We start from the raw sequence: 13,179 nt of genomic DNA, 5'->3' as shown, positions 1-13,179 counted from the left end.
CGCAAGGGAGATCGGGATGACGGACAAGCCGGGCGTGGTGATCACGGGTGTGTCGGGCCGCATGGGGCAGATGTTGGTGCGCGAAGTGCTGGTGCATGACGGTCTGCGGCTGGCCGGCGCGCTGGAACGGCCCGGCCATGACTGGGTCGGGCACGACCTGGGCGAGGCGATGGGCGGCGCGGCGCTGGGCGTGCGTGTCGGCGACGACCCGCTCGAGGCCTTCGCCCGCGCGCAGGCGGTGATCGACTTCACCGCGCCCGCCGCCACGGTCGCCTTTGCGGATCTCGCCGCGCAAGCGCGCGCTGTGCACGTGATCGGCACCACCGGCCTGTCCGACGACGACCTGAAGCGCATCCACATCGCCGCGCGTCACGCGGTGATCGTGCGCGCCGGCAACATGAGCCTGGGCGTCAACCTGTTGACCAAGGTCACCGAACAGGTGGCGCGCGCGCTGGACGCCGACTGGGACATCGAGATCGTCGAGGCGCATCACAACCGCAAGGTCGACGCGCCCTCGGGCACCGCCTTGATGCTGGGCGAGGCCGCGGCGGCGGGAAGGGGCGTGTCGCTGGCCGAGGTCTCGGACCGGGGGCGCGACGGCATGACCGGGGCGCGGGACAAGGGCGCCATCGGCTTTCACGCGATACGCGGCGGCGACATCGTGGGCGAGCACGAGGTGATCTTTGCCACCGGGGGCGAGCGCATCGTGATCAAGCACATCGCGTCCGACCGGGCGCTGTTTGCGCGCGGCGCGCTCAAGGCCGCGCTCTGGGGCCAGGACAAGGCGCCCGGCGAATACGACATGCTGGACGTGCTGGGACTGAACTGACCCCGACCTCGCGACTCTGTCACTTGAAAATAACATTTCACGGCTATCTTTCGCGTCATCGTGACGCAGAAGAGGAGCGCGTTCCATGCGTGGACTGTTTCTGGCCCTCGGGCTGACCCTCGCGCAGGCAACTCCTGCGCTTGCGGAATTCGCGACCGTGACGGATCGCGACACCTTCATCCGGCTGGTCAACGGAAAGGTGCTGACCCGACCGCTGGTGAAACTGCGCGTGGCGCCTGACGGAAGCATCGCCGGCAAGGGCGCGGGCTGGGACGTGAACGGCGCCTGGACCTGGAAGAACGGCTATTTCTGCCGCGATCTGATCTGGGGCGGCGACGACCTTGGATACAATTGCCAGCGCGTGCTGGCCAACGGTAACCAGATCCGCTTTGTCGCCGACCAGGGGCAGGGCGACTCGGCCGATTTCCGCCTGCGCTGAATGCCGCGCGCCCCCGCCAATCCCGGGGCGCGCCCACCCACCCACCCGCGCGCCCCGCTCTTGCCGGGGGCGCGCAGCGAGACGCGCTCAGAAGTCGATGGCGATGCCCTTCTTCTCCCAATCGCCGTAGCGCACGGGTTCCGGTCCGTCGCGCCCGCCCAGTTCGGGGGGCAGGGGCTTTGCCTCGGCCTTGCGTCGGCGTTCTTCGGCCTCTGCCAGCGCGCGGCGCGCGGCGGGGGGCAGGTCGGGGCGGGGATCGTCCTTGGCGTCGGTCATCGTCGCTTGTCCTTCTGTCACCGGGCTTGATATAGGCCGCACGGTCCGCGCGTCACAAGTGCGCGCCCGCCCCCGGAGGCCAAGATGCCCGACCCCAGCCCGGCGCGCCGTGCAGCGCTCGACCTGATCGACGCGGTTTTCGCTCACGGCCGACCCCTGTCCGAGAATGACGCGATCCTCGCGCCGCTGGCGCCCGCCGATCGGGCCGCAGCGCAGCGACTGGCCGCCGATACCTTTCGTGGCCTGGAACGCGCCGACCGCCTGCTGCGCCCGCATTTGCAGAAACGTCCCGCCAGCCGGGTGATGAACATCCTGCGGCTGGGCACGGTAGAGCTGTGCACCGGTGGCGCGGCGCATGGCGTGGTCAGCGATTGCGTGAACCTCGCCGCGGCAGGCAAGCGCACGCAGGGCTCCAAGGGGCTGGTCAACGCCGTCCTGCGCAAGATCGCCTCCGATGGGCCGGATGCCTGGGGCAAGCTGCGTGTTCCGAGGATGCCGCGCTGGTTGCGCGATCCGCTGGTCGCGGCGTGGGGCGCCACCGCCGTCTCGGCGATGGAGGCCGCGCATTGGGCCGGCGCACCGCTGGACCTGACGCCCAAGGGCGATCCCGCAGCGGTCGCAACGGCCGTGGGCGGCACGGTTCTGCCCACCGGTTCGGTCCGGCTGGACCGCGCGGTGCAGGTCAGCGCGCTTCCCGGGTTCGAGACCGGCGACTGGTGGGTGCAGGACGCGGCCGCCGCGCTTCCCGCGCGCCTGCTGGGCGATGTCCGGGCTTTGCGCGTGCTCGACATGTGCGCGGCGCCCGGCGGCAAGACACTGCAACTGGCGGCGGCGGGGGCCGATGTCACCGCGCTGGACCTGTCCGACGCCCGCCTTGCCCGCGTGCGCGAAAACCTTGCCCGCACCGGCCTGTCCGCGACCCTCGTCGCGGGCGACGCGCTGGAGCACGAGGGCAATTATGACGCCATCCTGCTGGATGCACCTTGCTCGGCCACCGGCACTCTGCGCCGCCATCCCGACCTGCCGCACGCCCACCAGGGCCAGCGCATCACCGAGCTGATCGGCCTCCAGGAGGCGATGCTGGACCATGCGCTGCGGCTGCTGAAGCCCGGCGGGCGATTGGTCTATGCCACCTGTTCGCTGTTGCCCGACGAAGGCGAATGCCAGGTCGAGGAGGCGCTGTCTCGCCATCCTGGCCTGTCCGTGCTGCGCGCCGAGGCGCCGGGCATCGAGGAGGGGTGGCGTTCGGACGAGGGCGGGTTGCGCTTGCGGCCCGATTTCTGGGCGGACCGTGGCGGGATCGACGGGTTTTACATGGCTCTTCTGACAAGAACCGCTTGAGCCGTGACTTGAGGTGGCTTTGCCGGTATCCTCCGGTCAAAGCTCCGGCAAGCGGGCACGAACGAGGCGGTGCAGGGTTCAAGGCGATGGCGGATCAGCCCGGTCTACGCGCGCGCTGTGCGCGCTTACTCAATGGATGGCATGCCTGGCGAGCGGGTCGGGAACCCGCGGCCGCAGGCTTTGTCTCGCAGCCCGAGCCGCGCAGCATCGGGCAGGTGGCGCGTGGGCGGCAGATGCTGGCCGGCAACCTGGTGCTTGCCGGGCACGTGGTTCCGCTGGAGGGCCGCTCACCCTGGGATGTGCCCCCGCCCGACGCGCGCTTTGCCGATGAATTGCAGGGCTTTGGCTGGCTCGACGACCTGGCCGCGCTGGGCGAGGCCGAGGCCCGCAGGCTGGCGCAGGACTGGGTCTGGGACTGGATCGCGCGCTATGGCCGGGGCCGTGGGCCGGGCTGGACGCCGGACCTGTCCGGGCGGCGGCTGATCCGGCTGGTGCATCACGCGCTGCTGCTGCTGCGTGCCCGCGACGCCGATCAATCCGCCGCCTATTTCCGCGCGCTGGCCGCGCAGATGCGCTTTCTGTCGGGTCGCGCGCAGGCCGCTGCACCCGGTCTGCCCCGGTTCGAGGCCTGGTGCGGACTGCTCTACGCTGCGCTTTCGACGCAGGGGATGGAACGCCATGTCGACCCCGCGCGCCGGGCGCTGGCCGCCGAGTGCGCCCGTCAGGTCGGCGCCGATGGCGGCATTCCCACCCGCAGCCCCGAGGAGTTGCTCGAGGTATTCACCCTGTTGACCTGGGTGCGGCTGGCGCTGGACGCCGCGCACCAACCTGTCGAGCCCGCAATCGAGGAGGCGATCCGCCGGATCGCGCCGGTGCTGCGACTGCTGCGCCACGCCGACGGCGGGCTGGCGCGGTTCCATGGCGGCGGGCGTGGCGTCGAGGGGCGGCTGGATGCGGCGCTGTCGGCCTCGGGCATGCGGCGCCGCGCCGTGCCGCGCCAGGCGATGGGCTTTGCGCGTCTGTCGGCTGGTCGGACCAGCGTCATCGTCGATGCCGCGCCGCCGCCCTCCGGCCCCGCGTCGGCCGAGGCCCATGCCTCGACCCTGGCGTTCGAACTGACCTCGGGGCGCCGGCCGCTGATCGTCAACTGCGGCACGGGCCGGGCCTTTGGCGAGGAATGGCACCGGGCCGGGCGTGCCTCTCCCTCGCATTCGACGCTGAGCCTCCAGGGCTATTCCAGCGCCCGCCTCGTTGTTCCGCGGCGTGGCGTGGCGGTGGGCGTGGAATGGCTGGAGAACGGCCCGACCGCGGTTCAGACCGACAGCAAGCAGGGTGCCGAGGGTCAACGTTTTGAAGGCGCTCATGACGCCTATGTGTCGCTCGACGGGCTGACCCATGCGCGCAGCCTGCAACTGGTCCCGGATGGGCGCGAGCTGCAGGGCGAGGATTTCCTCGTGGCGCTCGACGATGCGGCCAAGGCGCGGTTCGATGCGGCGATGAGCCGGGCGAAACTGGCCGGCATCGCCTATGACATCCGGTTCCACCTGCACCCCGAGGTGGACGTGGCGCTGGACATGGGAGGCGCGGCAGTGTCGATGGCGCTGCGCTCGGGTGAAATCTGGATCCTGCGGGTCGATCCCGGCACCGAGATCGAGCTTCAGCCCTCGGTCTATTTCGACCAGGCGCGCATCCAGCCTCGCGCGACGAAACAGATCGTTTTATCCGGCCGCGCGATGGAGTATGCGACCCGGGTCCGCTGGACCCTGGCCAAGGCGCAGGACACGGCCCTGGCCGTGCGCGACCTGGCGATGGAGACTGCGGACGCCCTGACCTGAAGAACCGAGGGACGACCGCATGCAAGATCTCCAACCCATCCGCCGCGCGCTGATTTCCGTATCCGACAAGACCGGGCTGATCGACCTGGCCCAGGCGCTGAGCGCACGCGGGGTCGAGATCCTGTCAACGGGCGGTTCGGCTGCCACGATCCGCGAGGCGGGGATCCCCGTGCGCGACGTCTCGGACGTGACCGGGTTCCCCGAGATGATGGATGGCAGGGTCAAGACGCTGCATCCGGCGGTGCATGGCGGCCTGCTGGCGCTGCGCGACAACCCCGAGCATGTCGCGGCGATGGAGCAGCACGGCATCGGCCCGATCGACCTGCTGGTGGTCAATCTCTACCCGTTTGAGGAAACGGTGGCCAAGGGTGCCGACTATGACACCTGCATCGAGAACATCGACATCGGCGGCCCGGCGATGATCCGCGCGGCGGCCAAGAACCACGCCTTTGTCAGCGTTGTCGTGGACGTGTTCGACTATGTCGCCCTGCTGCACGAACTCGACCAGCACGAGGGCCAGACCTCGCTGGCGTTCCGGAAACGGCTGGCGCAGAACGCCTATGCCCGCACCGGTGCCTATGATGCGGCGGTCAGCACCTGGATGGCCGACGCCATCGGCGAGGTGAACCCGCGCCGCCGCGTCTTTGCCGGCCAGCTGCAACAGCCGCTGCGCTATGGCGAGAACCCGCACCAGCGCGCGGCCTTCTATATCGACGGCTCGAACCGTCCCGGCGTCGCCACGGCCGAGCAGCTTCAGGGCAAGGAACTGAGCTACAACAACATCAACGACACCGACGCGGCCTTTGAACTAGTCAGCGAATTCCTGCCCTCGGATGGTCCGGCCTGCGCGATCATCAAGCACGCAAATCCCTGCGGCGTGGCGCGCGGCGAGAGCATCCTCGACGCCTATCGCAAGGCGTTCGACTGCGACCGCACCTCGGCCTTCGGCGGCATCGTGGCGCTGAACACTCCGCTGGACGCCGAAACGGCGCAGGCGATCACCGAGATCTTCACCGAGGTCGTCATCGCCCCCGGCGCGGACCCGGCCGCGCGCGAGATCTTTGCCGCCAAGAAGAACCTGCGCCTGCTGATCACGCCGAAACTGGCCGACACGGCCGAGGCGGGCCTAGCATGGAAACAGGTCTCGGGCGGGCTGCTGGTGCAGGACCGTGACAATGGCCGCCGCGTGCAAGACGACCTGAAGGTGGTCACGAAGAAGGCGCCGACCGACGCGCAGATGGCCGACCTGCTGTTCGCCTGGAAGGTCGCCAAGCACGTGAAATCCAATGCCATCGTCTATGCCCGCGACGGCGCGACGGTGGGGATCGGCGCGGGCCAGATGAGCCGCCTCGATTCGGCGCTGATCGCCGCCAAGAAGGCCGAGCGCATGGCCGAGGCGATGGGCCTGCCCGAGCCGCTGACCAAGGGCTGCGTGGTGGCCTCTGACGCGTTCTTCCCCTTCCCCGACGGGCTGATGGAGGCCGCGGCGGCGGGTGCGTCGGCGGTGATCCAGCCGGGCGGCTCGATGCGCGACGACGAGGTGATCGCCGCCGCCGACGAGGCCGGGCTGGCAATGGTCCTTACCGGAATGCGGCACTTCCGGCACTGACGCCAAGGTGCTTCCCGGCCCGCCGGTTGCGCCAACCGCGCCGGCCAGGCGCCTGAAGCCGATAAATCAGCCGCGCCGCCGTCCTGCGCCAACGTGCAGCAGGGCGGCGGTGATCGCAGCGGCGCCGGCCATGGCCATGAGCCCGCGACCCGCCTCGGACGCCAGAACCGTGAACCCCAGCGGGTCGTCCGACTGCCACGCCGTCAATCGACCTGTCCATTCCGGAAAGGACAGCGCCTCGACCAGTCCAAGACCTGCCGCAGCAAAGAGCACGGCCAGCGCTGAGGCTCTGCCGGGAACCGCGAGGACCGCAAGGCATCCGGCAAGACCGAAGCACACCACGTCGAGCATGCTCCAGAGGGGACTTGGCTTGACGCGATAGGAACACGTAACGCGTTCCACGTCCTCGGGATGGATCGAAAGATATTGCAGCAACGCCTCGCGCGCGGCCGGCGCAGTGGCTGCGACGCAATCGCCATGCGAGGCAAAGACCGGCCCCGGTTGCCAGTTTGTCCCGACAAGGACCCTTGCGATCCATTCGAACGGGTCGGAAAACCAGAAATCCACTCGCATCGCCATGTGCAGGAGCGCGCCGCAGATCATGACGCAGACGATGGTCGCGACGGCCTGTTGCGCGAGGTCTGGCCGAAAGCCGCGCCGCCGCGCACGCCACAGAACAGCCGCGCAGAGTGCGCCAATTCCGCACAGAAGGGCAAAACCCGCAACGGCCATCGACCGGTCACGACGGCTGGCCCCGTGCGTGAAAAGTGGTTCCTTCAAATAGGCGTTCCATGTCATCGCGTAGAACAGCGGCGTGTGCCCGGCTGCATCCCGCAGATCGGGATCGGCCCCGCCGTCCAGAAGGGCGGTCACAATCATCTCCCGGCCTGACAGTACGGCGAAATGCAGGGCAGACCTGCCTTCGGGACCAATGGCATCCGGATCGGCCCCGGCCGCCAGCAGCGTCTTGACCATCCTTTCAGCGGACAGTTCGGCCGCGAAGGAATAACCCTTGCGGGTGAGGGCCTCTGCCAAGGCGATCAAGGGAGTCATGCCGTTCGCATCGCGCGGGTTCGCTGACCAGCCGAGGGATACAAGTTCACGCACCAGGTCGTCGTTCCGTGCCGCACTCGCCGCGTGCAGAAGGGGTGTTGCAGGTGTCTCGGCCTCCGTCGGCGGTGCCACGGTCGCGCCCGCCGCCCGCAGCAGCGTCACGACGGCCTCTCGATCATGCAGGACGGCGACGGTCAGCGCCGTCCGGCCGAAACGGTCACTCTGATCCACCGGGCATCCCGCCTCGAGCAGCGCCGCAACGACCTCCGAATGGCCGCGTGTCGCTGCCTTGATCAGCGGCGTTTCTCCGTCGCCATCGGTCGGGCAGGGGGAATCGGACTGCGACAGAGGAGGCGCAGCACCGCTTCCAGGTCGCCCTGCGCCGCCGCTTGGTGCAGCGTCGTTATCGACTGTGCCCCCAGTCCTTGCCCAAGCAGAATCGCCAGCGCCGCGACAAAGGCGCCGAGAGTGAACCGCAGCCGTGTCAGTGGCGACGAACACCGGTCTGTGTTTCGAGGCATGGCTTTCCCTCGTCAGGTCCCAGAACCTTTGCCTGTTTGCGGCAGGCCATGAATGATCGAAATCAAGCCTCCGGTGCCCGCGTGCCGACGGTCCGCTGTGCCGCCATCCCGCCCGAGACCGGTTTTCAAATGCGGCAAAGGCCGATACATGCGCTTCGCGGAAGCCAAAAGGGGATACGGTCGATGGGGCAGGATCGGGCAGCGGTCAGCGGCAGGCTGGTGTGGATCGTGGCGGCGGCCATCTTCTTGATCGACCAACTCTCCAAATTCTTCGTCGTGCATTGGCTGGGCCTTTCGCAGCGGCTGGCGATCGACGTCTTTCCGCCATACCTGAATTTCCGCATGGCCTGGAACTATGGCATCAACTTCGGCCTGCTGTCGGGCGACGCGCCGGCGACGCGCTGGATCCTGATCTCGGTCGCCGTCGGAATCGTGCTGTTCGTACTGGTCTGGATGCGGCGCGACCCGCCGGGGCGCTGGGGGCTGATCTCTGCCGGCATGCTGATCGGCGGCGCGGTGGGCAACGTGGTGGACCGGCTGCTTTATGGCGCGGTCGCCGATTTCCTGAATATGTCGTGTTGCGGAATCGACAATCCCTTTGCCTTCAACGTGGCCGACATCGCGATCTTCGCCGGCGCGCTGGGATTGGCGCTTTTCCCCGGTTCGGGCGCAAAGGGCAAAAAGGCCCCGTGACGGCGCCGGAGAGATGCGCTAGACAAGGTCAAACTGATGGAGGGCAGCGATGCGGGCGTCGCATCTTTGGGCAATGCTGATGATCGGCGCGCTGGCAGGTTGCGGCATCGGAGAGCCGCGTCCGCTGCATGACCTGCGCAGTTTTGACCGCCAGCCCGAGGAATTCTCGATCGTTCCGAACAAGCCGCTGCAATCGCCCGAAAGCCTCGCAGCCCTGCCCGAACCGACGCCGGGCGGCGCCAACCGCGCCGACCAGACGCCGCTGTCCGACGCCGTGGCGGCGCTGGGCGGCAATCCGGCAAGGCTGAACGCTGATGGCGTGCCCGCCAGCGACGGGGCCCTCATCAACCGGGCCAGCCGGTTCGGCCGTGAGGCGGACGTGCGCAGCACGCTCGCCGCCGAGGACGAGGCCTTCCGCGATCGCGGCAGCCGCTTCACCTGGAAGCTCTTCCCAGAGGACCAGTACAAGCGCGTCTACCGCCGCCAGGCAATGGACCCGTGGCGCTGGCTGCGTTCGTCCCGCAGTGCCGGGGCCCGCACACCGAGCGCGCCGCCGGAAAACTGATCCACCTTTCGTTAACCTGAAATCGGTCACAGTTGCGTCACGCGCGCTTGAACCCGGCGCCGGAGGCCGTAACTGTGTCCGGACGGAATTCGTGACTAGGGGTGACCATGCTCAGACTGGCCTTGGCCCTGACCCTGCTGGCGGCCTTGCCCGCCCGTGCGCAGGATCAGGTGACGACCTTCACGCTCGACAACGGAATGGAGGCTGTGGTGATCGAGGATCACCGTGCCCCCGTCGTTGTTCACATGGTGTGGTATCGCGCCGGATCCGCCGATGAGCCGCAAGGCGCGTCGGGCGTGGCGCATTTCCTGGAACACCTGCTGTTCAAGGGCACCGACACGCTGGCGCCGGGCGAATTCTCGGCCACGGTGGCGGCCAATGGCGGCACCGACAATGCCTTTACCAGCTACGATTACACCGGCTATTTCCAGCGCGTCGCCTCCGACCGCCTGGGCCTGATGATGACGATGGAGGCGGATCGCATGGTCAACCTCCGCCTCGGCGAGGGCGATATCCTGACCGAGCGTGATGTCATCATCGAGGAACGCAACACCCGGGTCGAGAACGATCCGGGGTCGATCTTCCGCGAGCAGCGGCAAGCGGCGCAATACCTGCACCATCCCTACGGCACGCCGATCATCGGCTGGCGCCACGAGATGGAGACGCTGGACCTCGACGATGCGCTGGCGTTCTACAAGCAGTTCTATGCCCCGAACAACGCGATCCTGATCGTCGCGGGCGATGTGACACCGGACGAGGTGCGCGCCCTGGCGGAAGAACATTACGGCACGCTGCCGCCCAACCCCGCGCTCGGCCCACGCGAGCGGGTTTCGGAGCCGGTGCAACTGGCCGAACGGCGGCTGGTGATGAAGGATGCCCGCGTGGCGCAGCCCTATGTCATCCGCAGCTACCTCGCGCCGGAACGCGATCCGGGGGCGCAGGAAAAGGCCGCGGCCCTGACCCTTCTGGCCGAGATTCTCGGTGGCGGGCAGACCTCTGTCCTGACCCGCAAGCTTCAATTCGAAACGCAGCAGGCGGTCTATACCTCGGCCTGGTATGACGGCACGAATTACGACGACACCACCTTTGGCCTCGTGATCGTGCCGACCGAAGGCGTCACCCTGCAACAGGCCGAGGACGCGCTGGATGCCGCCGTGGCCGAGTTCCTCGAGGAAGGCATCGACGCGCAGCAGCTGGAGCGGATCAAGTTCCAGATCAAGGCCCAGCAGATCTACGCCCGCGACGATGCCGACCGTCTGGCGCGGCGTTATGGCGAGGCGCTGACCTCTGGCCTGACCGTGGCGGATGTTCAGGCCTGGCCCGGCATCCTCCAGGCCGTGACCGAGGACGATATCCTCGAAGCGGCCCGTTCCGTGTTCGACCGCAACCGGTCCGTGACCGGCTGGCTCATGTCCGACGAGGAGGCGACCCAATGAAACGATTCGCTCTGGTCCTGGGGCTTGTCTGCGCGGGCTTTTCCGCGCGGGCGGAGGTCGACATCCAGGAGGTCACCAGCCCCGGCGGCTTTACCGCCTGGCTGGTCGAGGAACCCTCGATCCCCTTCATCTCGCTGGAAATCCGCTTTCGCGGCGGCGCTTCGCTGGATGCCGAGGGCAAGCGCGGTGCAACCAACATGATGGTCGGCCTGCTCGAGGAAGGCGCGGGCGACCTGGACGCGCGCGCTTTCGCCGAAGCAGCCGAATCGATCGCCGCAACGCTCGATTTCGACGTGGGCGATGACGACGTGTCGGTTTCGGCCCGGTTCCTGACCGAGACGACGGATGAGGCGATGCGCCTGTTGCGCGCCGCGCTGATCGAACCGCGTTTCGACGCGGATGCAGTGGAACGCGTGCGCGCGCAGATCGTCTCGGGCATCCGCTCGGACGAGCGCGACCCGGACGCGATCGCCGGCCGCACCTTCGACGCGCTGTTCTTTCCCGACCACCCCTACGGCACGCCCTACGAGGGCACGGTCGACAGCGTCACCGCGCTGACCCGCGATGACCTCGTGGCGGCGCACAAGGCGGCACTGGCGCGCGATCGCGTTTACGTGGCGGCGGCGGGCGACATCTCGGCCGACGAACTGGCGGCGCTGATGGACGGCCTGCTGGGCGCGCTGCCTGAAACCGGCGCGCCGATGCCCGCCGAGACCTCGGTCGCCGCCGATGGCGGGCTGACCGTGGTGCCCTTCGACGTGCCGCAATCCGTGGCGCTGTTCGGTCACGAGGGGATGGAGCGGGACGATCCGGATTTCTTCGCCGCCTTCGTGATGAACACGGTGCTGGGCGGTGGCGGTTTTGAGGCGCGGCTGATGGAAGAGGTGCGCGAAAAGCGCGGCCTGACCTATGGCGTCTATTCCTATCTCGTCCCCAAGGACCGCGCCGCGATCTACACCGGCCGGGTAGCCAGCGCCAATGACCGCGTCGCCGAGGCGATCGAGGTGATCCGCGCGGAATGGGCCAGGATGGCTGAAAACGGCGTCACCGAAGAGGAACTGACCCGGGCCAAGACCTATCTGACCGGCGCCTATCCCCTGCGCTTCGACGGCAACGGGCCGATTGCCCGGATGCTGGTCGGCATGCAGATGGAGGGTCTGACGCCCGACTACGTGAACACCCGCAACGCCCAGGTCGAGGCTGTCACGCTGGACGACGTGCGGCGGGTCGCGGGCGAATTGCTGCAACCGGACAAGCTGCATTTCGTGGTCGTCGGTCAGCCGCAGGGGCTTGAGACGGCGCCCGGACAGTAAGCACCAGCGCCGGGCGGGGCCGATGTCCCCGCCCGGCCGGACGAACCGGGATGTCACAAATCTTTTGGGTGTTCTTCAATATCCGTTAACGGTTCGCCATCATTCTCAGACCAGACTTTGAGGATGCTGCTCGTGTTCTGGATGCTGATCGAGACAATACTGTATTTCTACGCGGCCCTGGCATGGTGTTTCGTGGCCTTCGCCTCGGTTCGGGCGGTGGCTGTCGGGCCGATCCTGACGCTGCCGGAACGGCGAGCGGGCGCGGTGTTCTGCGGCCTGGCCCTGGCGCTGGCGATCGGTATCACCAAGCTGGCCCAATGGCTCTGACGGCACACTGGACATGAAAAAGCGGGCCTTTCGGCCCGCTTCGTCCCGTACATGCGAAACTCAGTTCAGCAGGCCCGCATGGCGCAGCGCCGCGTCCACCTTGTCCCGCGTTGGCTGGGTCAGCGGCAGCAGCGGTGGGCGAACCTCCTCGGCGCACAGGCCCAGCCGCGCCATGGCGTATTTCGCGCCGCACAGGCCGGGTTCCGTGAAGATGGCGTGATGCAGCGGCATCAGCCGGTCTTGCAGCGTCAGCGCCTTGGCATAATCGCCGGCGAGGCAGGCCTCCTGCAGTTCGGAGCACAGCCGCGGCGCCACGTTTGCCGTGACCGAGATGCAGCCAGTCCCACCCTGCGCGTTGAAGCCATGCGCCGTCGCGTCCTCGCCCGAGATCTGGAGGAAATCCGGCCCGCAGGTGATGCGCTGGGCGCAGACCCGCGCCAGATCGCCGGTCGCATCCTTGACCCCGATGATGCGCGGCAATTTCGCCAGTTCACCCATCGTCGCGGGCAACATGTCCACCGCCGAGCGGCCGGGGATGTTGTAGATGATGATCGGCAGGGTGCAGCAATCGTGCAGCATGGTGAAATGCGCGATCAGCCCGGCCTGGGTCGGCTTGTTGTAATAGGGCGTCACGACCAGCGCGGCGGTGGCCCCAACGCGTTCGGCATGCTGCATGAAGCGCATCGCCTCGACCGTGTTGTTGCTGCCCGCTCCCGCGATCACCGGCACGCGGCCGGCGGCCGCCTCGACCACCGCCTCGATGACCTGCTCGTGCTCTTCATGGCTCAGGGTCGGGCTTTCGCCCGTGGTGCCCACCGGCACCAGGCCGTGGCTGCCCTCGGCGATGTGCCACTCGACCAGGCGTTTGAGCGTAGCGAAATCCACCGCGCCGTCCTTGAACGGCGTGACCAGGGCAGGCATTGATCCCTTCAGCATGACACG

General features: G+C 68.1%; 13 protein-coding genes. 10 read left to right on the top strand and 3 right to left on the bottom strand.

Annotation, left to right across the window (positions count from 1 at the left end):
* Positions 1 to 16 precede the first annotated feature (16 nt).
* Positions 17 to 829 carry a 4-hydroxy-tetrahydrodipicolinate reductase gene (gene dapB, locus KB874_RS19745; protein WP_212538293.1) on the top strand — a complete coding sequence of 271 codons (813 nt, stop codon included), beginning with the start codon at positions 17 to 19 and terminating at the stop codon, positions 827 to 829.
* Between the two features lie 85 nt (positions 830 to 914).
* Entirely contained in the window at positions 915 to 1,268 is a 354-nt protein-coding gene (locus KB874_RS19740) for a dihydrodipicolinate reductase (protein ID WP_212538292.1), read from the top strand.
* 87 nt (positions 1,269 to 1,355) lie between these two features.
* Here the strand turns inward: KB874_RS19740 and KB874_RS19735 are convergent, their stop codons facing one another.
* Positions 1,356 to 1,544, bottom strand: a complete 189-nt coding sequence (locus tag KB874_RS19735; protein ID WP_212538291.1) for a DUF1674 domain-containing protein — start codon at positions 1,542 to 1,544, stop codon at positions 1,356 to 1,358.
* Positions 1,545 to 1,628: 84 nt separating this feature from the next.
* Here KB874_RS19735 and KB874_RS19730 point away from each other — a divergent pair, with 84 nt between their 5' ends.
* The 3 genes from KB874_RS19730 to purH all read left to right on the top strand — a co-directional run bounded on the left by KB874_RS19730 (position 1,629) and on the right by purH (position 6,329).
* Positions 1,629 to 2,885 (top strand): RsmB/NOP family class I SAM-dependent RNA methyltransferase, encoded by a 1,257-nt coding sequence (locus tag KB874_RS19730; protein ID WP_212538290.1) that lies wholly within the window; start codon positions 1,629 to 1,631, stop codon positions 2,883 to 2,885.
* 86 nt (positions 2,886 to 2,971) lie between these two features.
* A complete protein-coding gene (locus KB874_RS19725) occupies positions 2,972 to 4,720 on the top strand; it encodes a heparinase II/III family protein (protein ID WP_212538289.1) in 1,749 nt (582 codons plus the stop codon).
* A 19-nt stretch (positions 4,721 to 4,739) separates the two neighbouring features.
* Positions 4,740 to 6,329, top strand: a complete 1,590-nt coding sequence (purH, locus tag KB874_RS19720) for a bifunctional phosphoribosylaminoimidazolecarboxamide formyltransferase/IMP cyclohydrolase (RefSeq protein WP_212538288.1) — start codon at positions 4,740 to 4,742, stop codon at positions 6,327 to 6,329.
* Positions 6,330 to 6,395: 66 nt separating this feature from the next.
* On the opposite strand, the gene KB874_RS19715 is transcribed toward purH, so the two are convergent.
* Entirely contained in the window at positions 6,396 to 7,883 is a 1,488-nt protein-coding gene (locus tag KB874_RS19715) for an ankyrin repeat domain-containing protein (RefSeq protein ID WP_212538287.1), read from the bottom strand.
* Between the two features lie 203 nt (positions 7,884 to 8,086).
* On the opposite strand from KB874_RS19715, the gene lspA reads away from it, so the two are divergent.
* The 5 genes from lspA (at position 8,087) to KB874_RS19690 (ending at position 12,237) form a co-directional block, all read left to right on the top strand.
* Entirely contained in the window at positions 8,087 to 8,596 is a 510-nt protein-coding gene (lspA, locus tag KB874_RS19710; RefSeq protein WP_212538286.1) for a signal peptidase II, read from the top strand.
* 49 nt (positions 8,597 to 8,645) lie between these two features.
* Positions 8,646 to 9,161, top strand: coding sequence for a DUF3035 domain-containing protein (locus tag KB874_RS19705; RefSeq protein ID WP_212538285.1), 516 nt, complete (start codon positions 8,646 to 8,648; stop codon positions 9,159 to 9,161).
* 107 nt (positions 9,162 to 9,268) lie between these two features.
* On the top strand, positions 9,269 to 10,597 hold the full coding sequence (locus KB874_RS19700) for a M16 family metallopeptidase (protein WP_212538284.1): 1,329 nt from the start codon (positions 9,269 to 9,271) through the stop codon (positions 10,595 to 10,597).
* Positions 10,594 to 11,910: a M16 family metallopeptidase gene (locus tag KB874_RS19695; protein ID WP_212538283.1), complete on the top strand. Its 1,317-nt coding sequence runs from the start codon at positions 10,594 to 10,596 to the stop codon at positions 11,908 to 11,910. Before KB874_RS19700 ends, KB874_RS19695 begins: the two co-directional genes overlap by 4 nt.
* Before the next feature lie 123 nt (positions 11,911 to 12,033).
* Positions 12,034 to 12,237, top strand: coding sequence for a hypothetical protein (locus KB874_RS19690; protein ID WP_212538282.1), 204 nt, complete (start codon positions 12,034 to 12,036; stop codon positions 12,235 to 12,237).
* A 60-nt stretch (positions 12,238 to 12,297) separates the two neighbouring features.
* Here KB874_RS19690 and dapA read toward each other — a convergent pair whose 3' ends face one another.
* Positions 12,298 to 13,173: a 4-hydroxy-tetrahydrodipicolinate synthase gene (gene dapA / locus KB874_RS19685; RefSeq protein WP_212538281.1), complete on the bottom strand. Its 876-nt coding sequence runs from the start codon at positions 13,171 to 13,173 to the stop codon at positions 12,298 to 12,300.
* Positions 13,174 to 13,179 lie beyond the last annotated feature (6 nt).

Origin of the sequence: Thetidibacter halocola, from assembly GCF_018224955.1 — a bacterium.
Taxonomy (GTDB): domain Bacteria; phylum Pseudomonadota; class Alphaproteobacteria; order Rhodobacterales; family Rhodobacteraceae; genus Thetidibacter; species Thetidibacter halocola.
The sequence above is the reverse complement of the archived record's forward strand: the minus strand, read 5'-3'. Positions and strand labels throughout refer to the sequence as shown.